General features: G+C 55.2%; 19 protein-coding genes. 12 read left to right on the top strand and 7 right to left on the bottom strand.

Annotated elements, in window-relative coordinates; genetic code table 11:
- Positions 1 to 126 precede the first annotated feature (126 nt).
- The 8 genes from CWM57_RS22845 (at position 127) to CWM57_RS22810 (ending at position 8,710) form a co-directional block, all read left to right on the top strand.
- The gene (locus tag CWM57_RS22845; protein ID WP_100631984.1) at positions 127 to 2,892 is read left to right on the top strand and encodes a sigma 54-interacting transcriptional regulator; all 2,766 of its coding nucleotides are present in this window, start codon (positions 127 to 129) and stop codon (positions 2,890 to 2,892) included.
- Positions 2,893 to 2,991: 99 nt separating this feature from the next.
- Entirely contained in the window at positions 2,992 to 3,414 is a 423-nt protein-coding gene (locus CWM57_RS22840) for a PTS sugar transporter subunit IIA (protein WP_074387142.1), read from the top strand.
- Between the two features lie 14 nt (positions 3,415 to 3,428).
- Positions 3,429 to 3,899 carry a PTS sugar transporter subunit IIB gene (locus CWM57_RS22835; RefSeq protein WP_074387141.1) on the top strand — a complete coding sequence of 157 codons (471 nt, stop codon included), beginning with the start codon at positions 3,429 to 3,431 and terminating at the stop codon, positions 3,897 to 3,899.
- 16 nt (positions 3,900 to 3,915) lie between these two features.
- Complete coding sequence (locus tag CWM57_RS22830) at positions 3,916 to 4,695, top strand: PTS mannose/fructose/sorbose/N-acetylgalactosamine transporter subunit IIC (RefSeq protein WP_074387140.1); 780 nt, start codon at positions 3,916 to 3,918, stop codon at positions 4,693 to 4,695.
- Complete coding sequence (locus CWM57_RS22825; RefSeq protein WP_074387139.1) at positions 4,673 to 5,524, top strand: PTS system mannose/fructose/sorbose family transporter subunit IID; 852 nt, start codon at positions 4,673 to 4,675, stop codon at positions 5,522 to 5,524. The genes CWM57_RS22830 and CWM57_RS22825 overlap by 23 nt, the downstream gene beginning before the upstream one ends.
- Before the next feature lie 12 nt (positions 5,525 to 5,536).
- On the top strand, positions 5,537 to 6,598 hold the full coding sequence (locus CWM57_RS22820) for an SIS domain-containing protein (protein WP_100676416.1): 1,062 nt from the start codon (positions 5,537 to 5,539) through the stop codon (positions 6,596 to 6,598).
- Between the two features lie 17 nt (positions 6,599 to 6,615).
- Complete coding sequence (locus CWM57_RS22815) at positions 6,616 to 7,626, top strand: SIS domain-containing protein (RefSeq protein WP_074387137.1); 1,011 nt, start codon at positions 6,616 to 6,618, stop codon at positions 7,624 to 7,626.
- A gap of 133 nt (positions 7,627 to 7,759) precedes the next feature.
- Positions 7,760 to 8,710 carry an Rpn family recombination-promoting nuclease/putative transposase gene (locus CWM57_RS22810; protein WP_165784245.1) on the top strand — a complete coding sequence of 317 codons (951 nt, stop codon included), beginning with the start codon at positions 7,760 to 7,762 and terminating at the stop codon, positions 8,708 to 8,710.
- 60 nt (positions 8,711 to 8,770) lie between these two features.
- Here the strand turns inward: CWM57_RS22810 and opgB are convergent, their stop codons facing one another.
- From opgB to CWM57_RS22780, 6 genes are all read right to left on the bottom strand, one after another.
- A complete protein-coding gene (gene opgB, locus CWM57_RS22805) occupies positions 8,771 to 11,062 on the bottom strand; it encodes a phosphatidylglycerol--membrane-oligosaccharide glycerophosphotransferase (RefSeq protein WP_074387136.1) in 2,292 nt (763 codons plus the stop codon).
- A 256-nt stretch (positions 11,063 to 11,318) separates the two neighbouring features.
- On the bottom strand, positions 11,319 to 11,813 hold the full coding sequence (locus CWM57_RS22800; RefSeq protein ID WP_074387135.1) for a DUF2501 domain-containing protein: 495 nt from the start codon (positions 11,811 to 11,813) through the stop codon (positions 11,319 to 11,321).
- 65 nt (positions 11,814 to 11,878) lie between these two features.
- Positions 11,879 to 12,616, bottom strand: coding sequence for a DNA replication protein DnaC (gene dnaC / locus CWM57_RS22795; protein WP_008807545.1), 738 nt, complete (start codon positions 12,614 to 12,616; stop codon positions 11,879 to 11,881).
- 2 nt (positions 12,617 to 12,618) lie between these two features.
- Positions 12,619 to 13,158: a primosomal protein DnaT gene (gene dnaT, locus CWM57_RS22790; protein WP_074387134.1), complete on the bottom strand. Its 540-nt coding sequence runs from the start codon at positions 13,156 to 13,158 to the stop codon at positions 12,619 to 12,621.
- A gap of 102 nt (positions 13,159 to 13,260) precedes the next feature.
- Positions 13,261 to 13,734 (bottom strand): threonine/serine exporter, encoded by a 474-nt coding sequence (locus tag CWM57_RS22785; RefSeq protein WP_074387133.1) that lies wholly within the window; start codon positions 13,732 to 13,734, stop codon positions 13,261 to 13,263.
- Positions 13,725 to 14,501, bottom strand: a complete 777-nt coding sequence (locus CWM57_RS22780; RefSeq protein ID WP_008807542.1) for a threonine/serine ThrE exporter family protein — start codon at positions 14,499 to 14,501, stop codon at positions 13,725 to 13,727. The genes CWM57_RS22785 and CWM57_RS22780 overlap by 10 nt, the downstream gene beginning before the upstream one ends.
- A 281-nt stretch (positions 14,502 to 14,782) precedes the next feature.
- On the opposite strand from CWM57_RS22780, the gene pobA reads away from it, so the two are divergent.
- From pobA to bglJ, 4 genes are all read left to right on the top strand, one after another.
- Entirely contained in the window at positions 14,783 to 15,967 is a 1,185-nt protein-coding gene (pobA, locus tag CWM57_RS22775; protein ID WP_061155856.1) for a 4-hydroxybenzoate 3-monooxygenase, read from the top strand.
- 16 nt (positions 15,968 to 15,983) lie between these two features.
- Positions 15,984 to 16,865, top strand: coding sequence for a helix-turn-helix domain-containing protein (locus tag CWM57_RS22770; protein ID WP_100676415.1), 882 nt, complete (start codon positions 15,984 to 15,986; stop codon positions 16,863 to 16,865).
- Between the two features lie 264 nt (positions 16,866 to 17,129).
- A complete protein-coding gene (locus CWM57_RS22765; RefSeq protein ID WP_008807539.1) occupies positions 17,130 to 17,852 on the top strand; it encodes a helix-turn-helix transcriptional regulator in 723 nt (240 codons plus the stop codon).
- Positions 17,813 to 18,487 carry a DNA-binding transcriptional activator BglJ gene (bglJ, locus tag CWM57_RS22760; protein WP_077268428.1) on the top strand — a complete coding sequence of 225 codons (675 nt, stop codon included), beginning with the start codon at positions 17,813 to 17,815 and terminating at the stop codon, positions 18,485 to 18,487. The genes CWM57_RS22765 and bglJ overlap by 40 nt, the downstream gene beginning before the upstream one ends.
- A gap of 5 nt (positions 18,488 to 18,492) precedes the next feature.
- On the opposite strand, the gene CWM57_RS22755 is transcribed toward bglJ, so the two are convergent.
- Entirely contained in the window at positions 18,493 to 18,951 is a 459-nt protein-coding gene (locus tag CWM57_RS22755) for a YbaK/EbsC family protein (RefSeq protein WP_004151383.1), read from the bottom strand.
- Between the last annotated feature and the right edge of the window lie 57 nt (positions 18,952 to 19,008).

The following is a 19,008-nucleotide window of genomic DNA, read 5'->3' as shown; positions in this document are numbered from 1 at the left end:
TTATGCGGCGTCCGCGGATTTGGGCGCCGTTTTTTTTGTGCTCCGAACAGCAAAAAGTGAATTTAGCGCCAACGCCTGGTGGATTTCCCGCATCATAAGCCTCTGTAAGGTGAAGAGGGGGATGTAATGCGTAAAACGGAACTGTTGGCTTTTCTGCAAAATCAGACCGATTTTTTCGATCCGGATAACCTGAGCGAGGTCTTCACCGCTGGCTACCTGGCCCGGCGTTTTGCGATGCAAAGAAATACCGCCAGCCACTATCTGAATCAGTTGGTGGCCCAGGATGTGCTGGTGAAGATCAATACTCGACCAGTCTATTTCCTGCATAAAGCCGCCTTCTGCCAGCAGTTTTTCCCTCTTTCCCGCAGCGAGTACGCCAGCATGGCGGAACTGCTCGCAGAGAGCGACCGGCAGCCGGAGCAGGCGGATCATTTCTCATTGCTGACCGGCCATGACGGTAGCCTGCGCAAGCCTATCGAACAGATGAAAACCGCGCTGTTTTATCCCAACGGTGGGCTTCCGCTGCTGATCGTTGGCGACAGCGGAACTGGCAAGAGCTATATGGCGGAGCTGATGCATGAGTTTGCTATCGCCCAGGGGCTGCTGCCGCCCGATGCGCCTTTTGTCAGCTTTAACTGCGCCCAGTATGCCAGCAACCCGGAGCTGTTGGCCGCCAACCTGTTTGGCTACGTTAAAGGCGCGTTTACCGGCGCGCAGAGCGATAAAGCCGGGGCGTTTGAGGCGGCAAATGGCGGCGTGCTGTTTCTTGATGAAGTCCATCGTCTGGATGCGCAGGGGCAGGAAAAGCTCTTCACCTGGCTGGACCGCAAGGAGATCTATCGGGTGGGGGAAACGGCGCAGGGGATGCCGATTTCGCTGCGGCTGGTGTTTGCCACCACCGAAGATATTCACAGCACTTTTCTGACCACCTTTATTCGCCGTATTCCGATCCTCGTTAGCCTGCCTGATTTACAGACCCGCAGCCGCCACGAAAAAGAAGCGTTAACGCTGCAGTTTTTCTGGCAGGAGGCGCGCACGTTGGCTGCCCGGCTGCAGCTGACGCCACGGCTGCTACAGGTGCTGACGCACTATGTTTATCGCGGTAACGTCGGTGAGCTGAAGAATGTGGTGAAATACGCCGTGGCGTCGGCCTGGGCCAGGTGTCCGGGCAGCGAGATGCTTACCGTGACGCTGCATGATCTGCCGGAAAATATCATGGCTGCGACGCCGGCCCTCAGTGAAGCGATGGGCCAGCAGGAGCCGCTGCTTATCGAGCCGCAGACCAGCCTGGTCTGGCTGCTACGCGCGCGCGACCCGATTCAGGGGCTGATTTATGATACTCAGTGCCGCGTTCTCGCGCTGTATGAGGCGGTGCAGAGTAAAAAAACGCTCTGGGAAGAGGCGCAAAAAAGCATGGGCGAGGAGATTGAAACCCTCTTTGATCGGCTGATTTTCGATAATCACGATGCCAATAGTTCGCATATGTTGCTGCTGATAACGCATCAGGTGCGGGAGGAGTTTTATCGCCTTGAAAAGCGCTTCAATATCCAGTTTAACGGCAACTGTATTTACGCTTTAAGTCACTACCTAATTCATCGTTCCCGGCAGGGGCCGTCCACGATGAGCAACGAGAAAAGCCGCCTGCTGGAGGATTTTCTGGCGCAGAAATATCCGCTGCTGTATCGCTTTTGCGAAGAGATCCTCGCTGCGCTGGCGCTGAAGCTGGACATTGAACCCCGGCGCATTGACCTGCTGCTGCTGGTGCTGTGGTTACAGAAAAATGGCGCCATCAGCCAGCAGCAGGTGACCCGGGCAATTATCCTCGCCCACGGTTACGCCACCGCCAGCAGCATCGCCAACGTGGCGAACCGGTTGCTGAAAAGCCAGCTGTTTGAGTCATTCGATATGCCGCTCGACGTGACGCCGGAGGCTATTGCTAACCAGGTGATGGCCTATATTGAGAGCCACGCCCTGGCGTCAGGATTGATCATTCTGGTCGATATGGGATCGCTGAACGCCATTCATCGCCATTTTAATCGTCGCCTGAGTACGCCGATGGCGATTATCAACAATGTCTCCACCGGTATGGCGATGTACGTCGGGGAGCGCATTTTGCAGGGCGTTATGCTGGAAGATATCGTCCGCGAGATCCGCGGCGATCTCGCGGTCGAGCATCAGCTCTATTACCCGCAAACCGATAAACCGCGGGCGATTCTTACGACCTGCGCCACCGGTCTGGGCGCGGCGGCGAATCTGTCGGCGCTGTTAAAAGCCAGCATTCCTGAGACGCTCGGCATTGATATTGTGGCCTGTGATGTGGAAACGCTCGCCGATCCCGCGCGGCGGCAACCGATGCTCAGCCGCTATGAGGTGCTGGCGATCGTTGGAACTCTGGACCCGCAGCTTGCCGATCTGCCGTGGATCTCGCTGGATTCGCTGATTTCCGGCCAGGGCAGCCGCCCGCTGATGCGTATCTTCGGCGAGCTGGCCTCCTCTGAACAAGTCAGCGAGATCAATAACCTGATCCTGAAAAATTTCTCGCTGCGCCGGGTGATCGAGTCGGTGACGATCCTCGATACCGCAAAGGTCATCAATCAGGTCGAGCAGTTTTTACTGCGCTATGAGCATCTGGCCGGCTACGACGTGCCCAACGATCGCAAGGTGGCGCTGTACGTGCATATCAGCTGTCTGATTGAGCGCCTGATCCGCAACGCGTCGCCATCCCATTATTCCGGAAGGCAGTGTCCGCAGAGCGAGCTGGCGACGCTTCGCGAGGCTTTTAGTGTCATTGAGAGCGGATATAGTGTCAAAATCCCCGCCATAGAGCTCTGCTACATTCACGATATCCTGACGCGGGAAACGGAATTTATTCAGGAAGATCAGGAGTTTTAGTTCCCTCAGTCTGTTCGTCCTTGCGCTAACCAGCGCGCCACTGTTTCTGGCACGCCGGTTGCTATTAAGAAAGCAGTGGAATGCGCTTTCGAGGTAAGGATGAAACGACACTATATTTTTGCCAGCCATGGCACCTTTGCTAACGGTTTGCTGAACTCCGTGGAGCTAATCCTCGGTAAACAGCCGGATATTCATACCCTGTGTGCCTACGTCGAGGAGGAGTCCGATCTCACGCAGCAGGTGGAGGCGCTACTGGCGCGTTTCCCGGCGCAGGATGAACTGATAGTGATTACGGATATTTTTGCCGGTAGCGTGAATAACGAGTTTGTTCGTTTTTTATCACGCCCACACTTCCATTTATTATCAGGTTTAAATCTGCCGCTGATTATTGATTTGCTTATTTCTGCAACGGAAGAAAATACCGAGAAATTAATTACTGAAGCATTAACCAGCGCCAAAGAGAGCATTCAGTACTGCAATCAAACGATTGCCAGTGCGATGACCACTGATAAAGACTTCTGAAATGAGGGAACACTATGATTACGCTTTTAAGGGTAGACCATCGATTACTTCACGGACAGGTAGCCTTTTCCTGGACGCAATATGTCGGTGCTGATTGTATTTTGATCGCTAACGATAATGTCCCTAACGATGAACTGCGTAAAACGACGATTAAGCTCGCTAAGCCGCCGTCGGTAAAACTGGTAATTAAAAATATTGATGACTCCATTGAGGCAATTAAAAGCGGCGTTACCGATAAATATAATTTATTTATTGTTGTTGAATCGGTGGACGATGCCTGGCGTATAGCCAATGCGGTGGGAAATATCAAGAGCATTAATCTTGGCGGGATTAAAGCGAAAGAGGGCAGCCAGAATATCTCTAAGGCAATTAATTTACTGCCAAAAGAAATAGAGCAGCTACAACAACTGGTGGGGAAGGGCGTCGAGGTGGAGATTCGCCAGGTCCCGAACGATCGCAAACAGCTTTTTACGGAATGCGTGTAATTCCGGAGGACAGATTATGGTAGAGGCTCTCTTACTGGGTCTGGTGGCGTTTATCGCGCAATCGGAATATGCCTTAGGGACGTCGCTGATTTCCCGGCCTATCGTCACCGGGCTACTGACCGGTTTGGTGCTGGGGGATGTGCAGACCGGCGTCATCATGGGCGCGACGCTGGAGCTGGCGTTTATCGGCTCGTTCTCCGTTGGCGCCTCGATCCCGCCCGACGTGGTGACCGGCGGTATTCTCGGCGTGGCGTTCGCCATTACCTCTGGCGCGGGCACAGAAACGGCGTTGCTGCTTGGCCTGCCTATCGCCACCCTGACCCTGATCCTGAAAAACGTTTATCTGGGGATGTTTATCCCGATGCTCAGCCAGAAGGCTGACGGCTACGCGGAACGGGCGGATACGCGGGGCATTGAGCGGATGCATCTGATTGCCGGCTTCGGGCTGTCGCTGATGCTGGCCACGGTGGTGACCGTTTCATTCCTGGTGGGCAGCAACGCGGTGAAATCCCTGCTCGATACCATCCCGGAATTTATCAAACACGGGCTCAGCGTCGCTACCGGCATCATTCCGGCCCTCGGCTTCGCGATGCTCGCCAGGTTGCTGATTAACAAGAAAGTCGCGCCGTACTTTTTCCTTGGCTTCGTGCTGATGGCCTACCTGAAAATCCCGGTGACCGGCATCGCCATTCTCGGCGCTATCGTGGCGGTGGTCATGGTTAACGTCACCGCGTTGAATTCACCTCGTACGACGACAGAACAAGGAGTCAGCGATGACGACGAAGATGATTTCTGAAGAGACCCTGCGCCCGCAGGAGCAAGAAGAGACTCGTATTACGCCACGAGATTTACGCCGGGTGTTCTGGCGATCCTTCCAGATGGAGTTCTCGTGGAACTATGAGCGGCAGATGAATCTCGCCTTTGTTTACGCGTTGATCCCGGTGCTGAAGAAGCTCTATCCGCGCAAAGAGGAGTTGGCCGGTGCGTTGAAACGGCATCTGGTGTTCTTCAATACCACGCCGCATATCGTCACATTGCTGCTGGGGATCACCACGGCGATGGAGGAAAAAAACAGCCAGCAGAAAAATATGGACGCCAACGCGATCGATAACGTTAAAGCGTCTCTGATGGGGCCGCTGGCCGGGCTGGGGGACTCCTTTTTCTGGGGTACGCTGCGGCTGATCGCCACCGGCATCGGCACCAGCCTGGCGCTCAAGGGCAACGTTCTCGGACCCATTCTGTTTCTGCTGGTGTTTAACGTGCCGCATATCCTGGTGCGCTGGTTTTTTACCCGTTGGGGCTATGTGCTGGGCACCGGGGTGCTGCAGCGGATCCAGAAGAGCGGAATGATGGAGAGCCTGACCTACGGGGCGTCGATTATCGGCCTGATGGTGGTCGGGGCGATGACCGCCTCAATGATCGATATCACCATCCCTCTCTCCTTTGGTGCCGGGGAAGCCAAAACTCAGGTGCAGGACATTATCAATGACATTCTGCCCTGCATGCTGCCGCTGGTGAGTTTTGGCATCGTCTACTGGCTGCTGGGGCGGAAAGTTAAACCGCTTTCTATTATTGGCGGGATGGCGCTGGTGGGCATTCTGGGTTCGTGGATTGGCTTGTTTTAACGGGAGTCGAAAATGGTACCAACGATGATGACGTATATCAGCGAAGAGTCAGCCTGTCTGGCGCAGATCCTGCGCGACTATCGGCAAAAGCTGGCATCGATTGAGGATTTCGCCCGCCAGCATCCGGTACGCCGTATTTTGCTGCTGGCAACCGGATCGTCGCTAAATGCCGCGCTGTGCGCGCGTTATTTCTTTGAACAGCGCTTCGGCGTGCTGGTTGACATTAAAGAGCCGTACAACTTTACGCATTACGAGGCTGTCGATCCGCATACCGATCTGGTGATGGCGATTTCGCAGAGCGGAAAAAGCGCCTCGACGCTGGAGGCGATGCGCAAGGTTCAGGCGGCGAATCTGCCGGTTTTTGCCCTGACCTCCGACCCGCAAAGCCCGATCGCCCGGGCCTGCGATGGGATACTGGATATCAATACCGGTATCGAGAGCGTGGGGTTTGTCACCCGCGGGTTTAGCGCGACGGTGCTGAATTTGCTGCTGATGGCGCTGATGATTGCCCGTGCCCAGGGGAAAGCCAGCGAGGCCGAGGAGCAGCGCTATCTTGCCGAACTGCAGCGGCTGGCGGCGGCGATCCCGGATGTCATTGACCGCACCTCGCGGTTTATCGACAGGCATGGCGAAGCGCTGCGGGGCGGCGAGCGCTTTGTCGCCACCGGCTATGGCGCGCTGGTTGGCGTGGCGAAGGAATTTGAAACCAAATTTACCGAAACGGTACGCGTGCCTTCCAGCGGCTTTGAGCTGGAAGCCTATATGCACGGTCCCTATCTGGAAGCCAACGCCCGCCATGTGATGCTGTTTATTGAAGATGCGCCGGATGCGCGAACCCGGGCGCTGCGGGACTATATGGCGCCTTCCATTGCCCGCGCCTTTACACTGACGCTGAGCGACGAAGAGGATGCGCAGACGCTGGCGCTAAGCTGCCCGTGTGAACATCACCTGGCGCCGCTGCTGCTGATCGTTCCCGTCCAGATGCTGGCCTGGCATACCGCCGGCCTGAAAGGTATCGATCTGGCTAAACGTATTTTTGACGATTTTGACCGCGTATTAAAAAGTAAAATCTGAATATTCAGGAGAAAACTATGTTGGGTTTTAATCAGGACGAGTACCTGACCAGTGCTCGCGAGATCATCGCTGCGCGTAAACAGGCTGAAACCGTGGCCGACGATATTTATGACTGCGGCTGCAGCGCATTATTTTTTGCCTCGGTAGGCGGTTCTCTGGCGCCGATGATGGCCATTAATGAGTTTGCCAAAGAATTAACCAGCGTGCCGGTTTATCTTGAGCAGGCGGCAGAATTAATTCATCGCGGGCATAAAAAATTAAATAAAGATGCGGTAGTCGTTACCCTATCTAAATCTGGCGATACCAAAGAGTCGGTGGCTATTGCCGAGTGGTGCAAGGCGCAGGGGATCCGCGTGGTGGCTATTACCCGTCATGCCGACTCGCCATTGGCCGCCGCCGCCACCTGGCATATTCCGATGTGCCACAAGAACGGCGTGGAATATGAATATATGCTGCTGTACTGGTTATTCTTCCGCATCATTTATCGTCACGGCGAGTTTGAAAATTACGCGCGATTTGCCAGCCAGCTCGAGTTACTGCCGGAAAATCTCTTGCAGGCCAAACGCCAGTTCGATCTCCAGGCGGATAGCATTGCCGCGCAATACCATGGCAGCGACTATATGATGTGGATTGGCGGCGCGGAAATGTGGGGCGAGGTCTACCTGTTCTCAATGTGTATTCTCGAAGAAATGCAGTGGAAGCGGACGAAATCCGTTAGCTCGGCTGAATTTTTCCACGGCACCCTGGAGCTGCTGGAAAAAGAGGTCCCGCTGTTTCTGGTGAAAGGTGAGGGGAAATGCCGGGCGCTGGACGAGCGCGTCGAACGCTTTGCCGAAAAGATAACTGACCATCTGGTGGTGATCGACCCGCGCGACTATCCGCTGAACGGCATTGATGACGCTTTCCGCTGGATTATGGCGCCGTGCGTGGTGTCAACCCTGCTGGTGGACCGGCTGGCGGCTCACTTTGAACACCATACCGGCCACGACCTCAATATCCGTCGTTACTACCGTCAGTTTGATTACTAAGCCGTGTTGATGGCGGCCAGCCGGGCTGGCCGCTACGCTATTCTCCGAGGCGCTTCCCAGAAAATTATCGTCAAATCCATTCGGGTAAAAACCGGTGGTAGAGTCCGGCTTTCCTTCTCTTTCAGGCAAGCGGATGGCCATGAAAAAACGGATGACCTCGACGCCGCACGATGCGGTCTTTAAACGATTTCTTCGCCACCCGGAGACGGCGAATGATTTCCTCACCCTCTACCTTCCAGAAGCGATCCGCCAGCGGTGCGATTTCGCGACCCTGAGACTGCAATCGGCGAGCTTTATCGATGAGGATCTGCGCGCCTGGTATTCGGACGTCCTCTGGTCGGTACAAACCACCTGCGGTGCGGGGTATGTTTACGTGGTGATAGAGCATCAGAGCTCGCCGGATAACCATATGGCGTTTCGCCTGATGCGCTATGCGATTGCCGCGATGCAGCGCCACCTGGATGCCGGGCACAAAACGCTGCCGTTGGTGGTGCCGATGCTTTTTTATCACGGTGTGACCAGTCCATACCCCTTTTCCCTCAACTGGCTGGATGAGTTTGCCGACCCGCAGCTGGCGAAGACGCTGTATGGCTGTCCGTTTCCGTTGATCGACGTTACGGTGATGCCAGATGATGACATCGTGCAACATCGGCGAGTCGCCTTGCTGGAGCTGATGCAAAAACATATTCGCCAGCGCGATCTCAGCGGCTTAACGGAGTCGTTGGCGGCCGTTGTGATGCTGGGATACACTAACCGTCGGCAGTTGAGAATGCTGTTTCACTATATGCTGCAGTACGGTAATACGGCCGAGCCGTGCGTGTTTCTCCGCCGGCTGGCCCGCCGTCTGCCACAGTATGAGGAGACACTGATGTCTATCGCGCAAAAGCTTAAGCAGGAAGGTCGTCAAGAAGGTCGTCAAGAAGGTCGACTAGAAGGCCGGGAAGAAGGGCACCAGGAGGGCTTACAGGAAGGAAGCCGGCGTGAGGCGCTGCGCATTGCCGGCAGTATGTTACAAAATGGCCTCGACAAAGAGATGGTACAGAAAATCACCGGACTGTCGGCTGATGAACTACAGCCGCTGTAGGGTTAACGCCCTGCCACGGCAACCGTTGCCCGGCGTGTAAACCCGCCGGGCAGGATGGTTTTAGCCTTCGCTTTTCACCACTTTGATCTCCACCATGCCGATCCCCAACTGACGTGGGGAGTGACCAAGGATATTCCCCTCGTTGGTGGACTGCGGGTCCGGCGGAGTGATGGTCAGGGTGTTGCTGTGCGACGGGTTGTCGAAATGCAGCGTCGTAGTGGTTACGTCATTGGCCAGCGTAAGCACTTGCTCACTGTCTCCCACCCGCACCGGGATCGGCTTATTGGCGTTTGGGCCGTAGGCTTTGGCGGTGATCACCAGATCAAATTTTTCCGGTAGCGGCTCTTTATATTCAATCTTCACGTCGCTGCCCAGCTGGGCGTTGGACCACCGACCCCAGGACTCGGGACGCGAAATGCCGCTGAACTGCTTGACCTCTTCCGGGGCGCCGGCGACGTTAAACACGAAGCTGTCGGCCTTGTAGCGAATATCGTTGTCGACGACTTTTAGCGTATCGACGTTGCCCTTATAGCGCTCCATATCGATAAGGGTGTCCCTGAAAGCGGTTTTGCCTTGCCACTGCGGTTTATCGACGTGCTGGACCTTCTGCTCACCGCCCAACTGCCCCTGCGAGACGCACCAGTCGGTGGAGAGCGCCAGCTCAGGCGACCACAGTTGCCCCATTTTATAGCAGCGATCGACCCACACGAAATTGTCCCGCGGCGCGAAATCGGCCAGCTGGAAGCGCAACGGCGCGGAGTATTCGCTCTCCGGCAGCGGTTCAACGCGCTGGTCCGATACCCGCAGCAGCAGCGGCAAACGGAAATGGCTGCCGGAGAAAGCGATCATGTTCTTCTGCGAGTCGATGGTGAAGTTTTTCATCTCTTTCGGGAAGTTCCACAGGCGGATCACGTCCGGTTTCCAGGCCAGCACTTTCTCTTTCATATTCAAGAAAATACCGGAGAGCGACTGGCCGGAGAGGCTGCTGCGCCCGAGGCCGATAAAGTTATCGCCGCCGAGAATATCCAGCACCGTCGCGCCGTTATCCATGGTGTTGCGTTTCACCGCCAGCGTCTCCTGTTGCGGTTGATCACCGCGCAACACGAAGAACAGATTGCTGCGATCGTGCTTGTTGAGATAATCCCAGGCGCTGTTTTTCATGGCCAGGTGATCGGAAGAGACCACGATGACCGTGTTTTTGAAATAGGGTGAGGCTTTGATCTTCTCGATCAGCGCGGCGATATGTTCCTGGCTGCAGCTAACGGCGCTGAAGGAGAGGTTTTTCTTACCGTCCACGTCATAGCGTTTACGCTCGCAGGTGCGCGAGATAAAGCCATCCGGGTGGTGAGTATCCACCGTCAGGGCGAACAGCGAGAAGCGTTTACCGGACCGGGACAGCTCTTCAAATTTTTTCCACGTCTCGTCGAGCACGGTGTCGTCATAGAAGCCCCAGTCGTTGCGATAGGCGGGATCCGCTACCGTGGTTTTGAGCTCTTCCGCCCCGAACAGGTGATCGAAGCCGTGGGATTTGAGAAACACGTCTTTGCCGGCAAAGCGCAGGTTGGCTCCCTGCACAAAGTAGTTTTCATAGCCGGAGTTTTTCAGGATATCGCCAAGGCAGATATTCTGCGGAAAGAAGCTGGAGACCGATGCCGAGGCGTTGCCTTCAAACGGCGCGAACAGCGGAATGCCGCACTGCGAGGCGACCATACCGGCGATGGTGTAATCCGTCCCCGGGAGCTGCATGGTATTGCTGAAATCGAGGCCCTGATCTTTTATTTTGCCGAGCTCAGGGGTGAGGTTAGGAAAGGCGTCGTTATCAAAATAGGTACGCTCGAGGCTTTCGCCATAGATATAGACCAGGTTCAGCTGTGGATTGTCGATACGCTTCGACGGCTCTTTGTAGTATGCGGCAAAGTCCGGGTCACCTTCCCGTGACTGCGATTTCACCAGCTCGCTGATCTGATGGAAGGCCGGGCTGGCATCAACGGAGGCCAGCGCCAGCAGCAGCGCCGCCAGGCTGTAACCGACGTGATGAGGATGATGCCGACGGCGGCGCAGCACCCAGCCCAGCGCGCCAAAGACGGCAACCAGCGCGACGCCCACCCCGACGCCCGGCAGAATGTATTTGCCGATCCCTGCGCCGGTCAGGCTGTTGGTCAGGGTATAGAGCACCGCGTCGTTGATGCCGTCGCCGGTAAAATAGTCGCTGGCGTAGAGGGTGATGTTCAGCACCACGAACAGACCTAACACCGTGAGCGTGGCGGCAAACCACCAGGTGTTACGACCCGCTTTCCAGGCATAAAGCACCACCGAAGCTAAAAATAAGGCGATGGATAACAACTCTGACACAGCTCATCCTCATTAGCGCCAGTTGTCGGCTGGCAGAACAGATTACTTTTCACGCCACACTGTAATTGCAGCGCCATCTTGCTGCAATTCTAGCGTCATGAAACTGTGCAGTTATTCAGAATTGGTTTAGATGTTGCCTTTTTTGATCGGTGTCGCATCGGGTATGGCGGGGAAGCGGAGAGGGAAAAGGGTAAAAAAACCGTTTCAGGCCGCGCTGCCGTCGCGAAGGCGACAAACGCGGCATTAGCAGTACGTATCAGGAGAGGAAGTTAACGCCCTGTTTTAAGACCAGATCGCAGGCTTTGGTTTTCACCTGCTTCGCCAGCGAGCTGTTGCCAAGCGTATTCAGGTCCAGCTGCTGGCCGTTATTACTGTTGAGCAAGCCCTGCAGGCCATCGAGATAGTTGGTGTCTTGTTTCTGTTTTTCCGGCGTGCTGAGTCCCAGTTTATCCAGCACCTGGTTTTTGACGTTATCGGCGCTGGTCACGGAGGCCAGTTTCTGTTGCGCGCAATATGACAGGATCCCGGCCGCATTATTCATGCTGCTGGCGGTCAGAGACTGGTTGCTGCCGCTGAGCAGGCTGGTTAGCGAGGAGACGGACATGCCGCCGCCGCCGGCCTGGGTGCTGCTGCCGCTAAGCTGGCTGGCGGCGCTGTTAAGAGAATCCTGCCAGGAGGCAGCATGGGCGCCGGCGAGGGTGAATGCACTGATGGCAAGCGCGGCAAGTAAGCCATTTTTAAACGATTTCATAGACGGACTCATAAGCGTGACTGAATAATCGCTTTAGTATAACGCCGTCGTCGTCCGGAAATCTCTTAATACTCCTTGCCAGTGACGCGGTGCCGGTAACTTTCCCAGTTGAAGATAACCCACAGGCTGTTCCCCAGTCGCATACGGTCCATTACCCGCTCGCCGAGCAGCTTGTTCATCTCTTCCATATTGCTGTTGGTGAGCATCCCGGTAGGCCGTTTGGATGAAGAACGACGGTCAACTATCTGATTGATAATGACCTTCTCATAGCGAGACTCCGTCTGCATACCAATTTCATCAATCACTAACAGGTCGACTTTGCTGAGGTCGCTCAGTAACTGTTCTTCGCTCGTTTCCCGGTTGCCAAAGGTATCTTTCATCGCCGACATAATATCGGCCACGGTGATGATTAAGACCGACTTCCCGCGCAGCAGCAGCTCGTTGCAGATGGCTGCCGCCAGGTGATTTTTGCCGGTCCCCGGTTTACCGGAGAAGATAAAGCTGGCGATATTGCCATCGAACTCTTCCACATACTGACGTGCGCGGGCGAGGGCGTTCATCTGTCCTTCGCACTCGACGCGGTAGTTATCAAAGGAACAGTTCTGATGCAGCGGGCGGATCCCTGAGCGGTTGAAGGTACGCTGCATTTTCATCGCGCGGTTCTCCCGCTCCAGCGCTTCGGAACGCAGCCGGCCTTGCTCTTTTTGCCAGGCCAACAGCTCTTCGCCGGTTTTAAACGCCGGTTCGATATGGGCCGGCATCATTTTCTGCAGACGCTTCATCAGGTCGCCCACGTTTTTCATGCTCATCCTCGGAAACCTCGCGGAATATGACTGTCGGGTTCGCTCACGCTGTTCACATCGCGCTTCGGCTGTCCGCCGTTGCTGGCGCGGCTGATTTGCACGCTGCGCGCCAGCTTCTGCTGCCACTGCACGTGGTGAAACACTTTACCTTCCGCCTGCCAGTAAGCGACGAAGGCGGCCAGCTCTTCCGGCGTGACTGGCTGGCTCAGGGCAATGCCCCACAGCGCGGCCAGGCGCTGAAAATCGGCGTCCGGCTGCCAGTCCGCGTACATGGCAAATTTGCCCATAGGCACCGCAACCGGCGCCGCGGCGGGCTCCTCGAAAAACTGCGGGTCAAGCGCGATGTCGCTGCCGGGGCGCGCCAGCCTGGCTTCCAGCTCCAGCAACTGCGCCAGCCGCGCTGGCGTCAGCGCATAGAATGCCGGCGCGTTATTGGCAAAAACGGCAACGGTGCCGTCAGTCGATTTCGCCAGCAGCGTCGCGTGCTGCTGGAGGAACTCTTCCAGGCCGCTAAAATGGGAGGTTAAAATTCGCGAAGACATAACTCTATCTCAACTCTGAACTGCAAAGAGTGGGGTGATCTGCACATAGTAGCACAGAGCCCATCGCGGAAGGAGCGTCGCGGCTGTACCGCGACGCCGGGGTCAGACGCGAGGGCGCTTACGATACAGCCACAGACCGGGTATCGACAGGCCAATAGAAAGGGCGCCCACAATAGACGACGCCTTTAAAAAATTGCTCAGCAGCAAAATCATCATCTCTTCAGAATAGCCAAAATGGCTGATCTTTACCGCGGAGATCATCGCGGTATAGGCCGAGATACCGGGAAACATCGGGATCACGGCGGCGACGGTAAAAATCTTCGGATGCGCCAGATACCAGCGTGACCACTGAATGCCGATGCTGCCCACCAGCAGCGCGGCGAGAAAGGTGGCCCATTCAATGTTAAAACCGGCGCTCATCATGACCATGCGCGAGCCGTGGCCGATCGCCCCCAGCAGCGCGCACCAGCGCAAGGCGCGCTGGGGGACATTAAAGACCATGGCAAAACCGACGGCGGGGATAGCCGCCAGCAGCATGTCTTCCGCCAGTGTGAAAATAAACGAGATTATGCCCATCCGCGCAGCCCCCATACGGTCATCGCCATCACCACGCCAATGCAGGTGGCAAGGGTTAACAGGCTGGCGATCGCCCAGCGGGCGAGCCCCGTATTAATATGCCCTTTAAACATATCGGCGACGGCGTTGATCAAAGGAAAACCCGGAACCAGCAACAGAACGCTGGCGGCCATGGCAATGGTTGGCGTGCTGGCAAAGGCCGGGAGGCGCAGCAGCAGCCCGGAGATGGTGGTGGCGACAAAGGCGGTGATGCAGAAGTTGATCTGCGGATGCATGGACCGGTGGGTCAGCACCTGACGAATGTACATGGCTACCGTACTGGCGCAGAAGCTGACCAGCGCGCCGTCCCAGCCGCCGTTATTCAGTTTGCAGAAACAGGCGCAGGAGAGCCCCACCATGATGACCAGCAGCCAGCGCGGATAGCGCAAGGGAACGATCTGCGCAAAGCGCTTCTCGACGTCGCGATAGTCCAGCAGCTTATGTTCGGCGAGGATCACAATATGCTGCACTTCCGTCACCACATGCATATTGATGCCGCGGTCGACATTTTTCCGCGTTGAGGTGAGACATTCGCCATCTTTAATGGTGGTCAGCACAATGGCATTAGACGAGATGGCGCTTTCGACGCTGTCCATTCCCAGCGCCCGTCCGAGGCGGGTGGAAAGCTCTTCCACCAGCGCACTTTCGGCGCCGTGCTGTAACAAAAAAAGACCACACTGGATGCACAATCGTGTGATTGCCCGCTGCTGTGACCGATCAACCTGCATAATTCCTCTGCTGTCCGCGACGTCTGGTTATCTGTCGATACTTTAACCTGAAGCGCCGTAGCGGCTGAGGGGGGCGGGATCAAATAATATGCAAAAATGTCCCGGCTGGCGGGGCGGCAGAATTTGAAGCGTCCCACACTTTTGCCAGTTTGGTGAAAAGTGCAATTTTTGTCGCCATTCATCCCTTCTTTTTCCCGTCTGACTTATCAAAAATGCAGGAAAGAACTTTTATTAAACAAAAATTATACAAATAATTAACCCTGCAAGAGTGAGACAACCCTATGAAAACACAGGTCGCGATTATTGGCGCAGGCCCCTCTGGGCTGCTGCTGGGGCAGTTGCTGCACAATGCTGGGATCCATACCGTGATCCTCGAGCGTCAAACGCCACAGTATGTGCTGGGGCGCATCCGTGCGGGAATTCTGGAAAGCGGCACCGTCGATCTGCTACGCGAAGCGGGCGTGGCGCAGCGGATGGATGCCGAAGGCCTGGTGCATCATGGGGTGGAGTTTCTGTTTGACGGCCAGCGGGTACCTGTCGCACTGAGCGAGCTGACTGACGGCAAGAGCGTGATGGTTTATGGCCAGACGGAAGTGACACGCGATTTGATGGCGGCCCGGGCCGCCAGCGGCGCGCCGATCGTCTATGGCGTGAGCGAGGTGGCTATTCATGACGCGAAAAGCGACCGACCGACGGTCACCTACCTCAGCGAAGGTGAAACCTGCCGCCTGGAGTGCGACTTTATCGCCGGTTGCGACGGTTTTCACGGGGTGTCACGGCAAAGCATTCCCGCTGACATTCTCAAAACCTACGAGAGCGTGTGGCCGTTTGGTTGGTTAGGCCTGCTGGCGGATACGCCACCGGTCAATCCGGAGCTGATTTATGCACACCATCAGCGGGGGTTTGTATTGTGTAGTCAGCGCTCACTTACGCGCAGCCGCTATTATCTACAGGTTCCGCTGAGCGATAAGGTTGAAGCCTGGTCGGACGAGCGCTTCTGGCAGGAGCTGAAATGCCGCTTGCCGGAGGACCTGGCCTCCAGGTTAGTGACTGGTCACTCACTTGAGAAGAGCATTGCCCCTCTGCGTAGTTTCGTGGTGGAGCCGATGCAGTATGGGCGGCTGTTTCTGGTGGGAGATGCCGCGCATATCGTTCCGCCAACCGGCGCCAAAGGGTTAAACCTGGCGGCATCGGACGTTAACTACCTGTGGCGGATCCTGCGCGAATACTACCATCGTGGCCGCAGCGATCTGCTGGCGACCTACTCACAACTGGCGCTGGATCGGGTGTGGAAAGGGGAACGTTTTAGCTGGTTTATGACCCGCCTGCTGCACGATTTCCCGGACCAGAACGCGTTCGACGCCAAAATGCAGGCCGCCGACCGCCGCTACTATCTTGGCTCCCGTGCCGGGCTGACCACCATCGCGGAAAACTACGTGGGCTTGCCCATGGAACGCGTTACCTGACTAAAGAGGAGTGATTATGCCGCCCATGCAAGCCGTCCCCGTATTTAAGCTGTATGGCGAAGAGCGCGGCTGGCCAACGCCGGACCTGCTGCACTGCGAGTCGATTTTGCAGCGTAGCAGTCTGTACGAGTGGCATATTCGCGTTCATCAGCATGCGGAAATGGTCCAGCTCCTCTACCTGCATCAGGGCCGGGCGGAGATCGAAATTGAAGGCGCCACCGCGGTGATGACGGCGTCCTGTATCCAGGTGGTTCCCGCCCTCTGTATTCATGGGTTTCATTTTTCGCCCGGGACGCAGGGGCATGTGCTCTCTCTGGCGCTGCCCCTGCTGAGCCGGTTTGAAAATCAGTTCGGTCGGCCGCTGGATGTGCTTAGCGTACCGCAGTGCGTGCCGGTAGGCCGTTCCCGGGGGCGTATGCATACACTATTTTCCGCGCTTCGCGAGGAGTATTGCGAAGAGCATGATGCGCGGGAGATGATGCTGTACTCGCTGCTGGGGACGCTGCTGGTCTGGCTGAACCGGCAGTGCCACCCCGCACCGCCCGCGGAAGATAAAGCGGAGCGGAAGCGCAGTATGATGCGTCACTTTTCCCGGCTTATTGAGAGTCACTACCGACAGCATCTCCCGCTGGCGGAGTATGCGAAGCTGATTGGGTTGTCGGTCACGCATTTAAATTATTTATGCCGCGAGTTTTATGGCTGTAGCGCTCTGGGGGTATTGCATCAACGCCTGATGCTTGAAGCGCGACGTAATCTGCAGTACACCCGCATGACGGTAACGCAACTCTCTGATTACTTGGGTTTTAGTGATGCCGCCTATTTTTCTCGCTTTTTCCGCCGCTATAGCGGCATGTCGCCTAAAGCATTTAGGGAAACAATCAAAGATAATGCTTTATAACGTTGGTGCCTGAAATTACTTTTGCTAAATGATAGTTTTATCTTTTCTAATTTATTAGCACAGGAGCGTCTGTGCTAATATTAATCGCAAGTATACACAGTAATAATATTTACACGGTATGACCACGGTTCGGTCGTTACGTATACCGTGTACGCAGGCCATGAATATAGTTTTTATATTCATTCAAAGAATGATATGGCGGTGATGTTAAGCGTCAATTGTTTTTCGGCAGGCGAAGGAACTTCGACAGGAAGCGGAGGTGTTATGTTACCAGGACAAGGTAAGTTTGGTGTCGTTATTAGTAAAATTCCCGTCATGCAGTCAGGGTTAAAGGTTATCTTCAATGAGAATCTCCCTGACTACGAACTCAGCTTTTGTCGTTCTCATGATGAGCTCACCCTTTTGCAACTGCGGCGGGCGGTGCTGGTCGTCGCGGATATCTCCGGCGAGATTGCGCATCCCCGGGCCGTTTGCGAGCGTTATTACTCCCTGATGACTCAGTATCGCGATATTCACTGGGTTTTTATGGTCAGCGACAGCCTCTATCCATTGGCCGTTGAGCTATTAATTCGTCCTGAAAGCTCGCTGATCTCCGAGAGCGAGCCGGTTAACCGGCTGATTGAGGTGATTTGCGCCGGCAGTCGTGCTGCCGAGCAAATTAGCCGGACGTTGTTCACCGGAGACGAGGATAGTGATTTCGCAAGCTACCACTCTGCGGCGATGCTGACCCTTTCGGAACGCAAGGTCTTGCGTCTTCTGGCAAAGGGATGGGGAATTAATCAGATCGCCGCGCTGTTGAAAAAGAGTAATAAAACCATCAGTGCGCAGAAAAATAGCGCAATGCGACGCTTATCACTGCGAAGTAATGCTGAAATGTATGCCTGGATCAACAGCGTGCAGGGAATGCAAGAGCTGAATATCAATTCAGCTTACGGGGAGCAAATGGAATGGAAAAAAATAGCACAACCCGCCATGTCGCCATCGTAGAAAAATGTGTGATGACGGAAATGGCCTGGCGCTATATCTTTAGTCGTGAAGATAATAGCCGATACCATATTCATTTTTTTAAAAATGTCAGTACGCTCAGGGCAGTGGAAACATCATTTCCCTGGTCAGCAATTATCTTTTCCCTTTCGGGAAGCCGGTCTTCACGAGCTGAGAGCCTGCTTTTTGTTCATGAAATGGCGCGAGGCCGACCGGAAGTACAAACGATTATTCTCGCTAATAATGAAAGTGAAATGCACCTGATCGGCCATCTTATGCCGGCCTGTCTGCATGGCATATTGAATAAATCCGCACCGCGACGCGGATTACAGGAGAGTTTGTTACAACTGCTGGACAATCATCATCTCAGCGGCAGCGAGCAATTTTGCGACAGAGAGGCGTGCAACGATCCGTTAAGCCCAACGGAGCACGCCATTCTTCGCTATATGTCCTGGGGATATTCACTTTCTGAAATTGCGATACAGCTGAACCGGAACATTAAAACTATCCGCGCGCATAAATTTAACGCCATGACCAAGCTCGGCGTTCGCTCAGACATTGGTTTATTAAACGCGGCGGATATCTTGCTGCATTTACCGGTGAACGGCGCGAACAACGCCGTTAAACAGGTGGCGTAACGCGGCTATAAACACACATCTACCCATGTCGCATCGGTGAGCTGCGCCATTCGTTCTGGTTCAATACGAACGGCGCTGTGAATGGCTCCCGCTGCGGGTAGCACCTCCTGATAGTGCCTGAGCGAGACGTCGCAATAGACGGCCAGCGGGTTTTCCAGACCAAAAGGGCACACGCCGCCTACCGGATGACCGGTCCAGGTCACTACCTCATCGCTGCTTAACATTCTGGCTTTCGCACCAAAGGTCTCTTTCAGCTTTTTGTTATCGAGCCGCGCATCGCCCCTGGCGACGATCAGTACAATCTTATCCTTGATCTTGAGCGACAGCGTTTTGGCGATTTGTCCCGGCTCAACATTGTGCGCGGCAGCGGCGAGCGCGACGGTAGCGGTACTCTGATTTAACTCAATAATTTCGATATCGGGGGCGTGTTCGGCAAAAAACTGCCGTACAGACTGCAGACTCATTGGATTCTCCTGATTTAAGCCTGGTTAAATCTGTCACAAGCCTGGCGGAGTGTAAAT

Origin of the sequence: Klebsiella sp. G-Nf4, from assembly GCF_002810615.1 — a bacterium.
Lineage (GTDB): Bacteria > Pseudomonadota > Gammaproteobacteria > Enterobacterales > Enterobacteriaceae > Klebsiella > Klebsiella variicola.
Note: the sequence above shows the minus strand (reverse complement) of the source record. Positions and strands in the feature narration are given on the sequence as shown.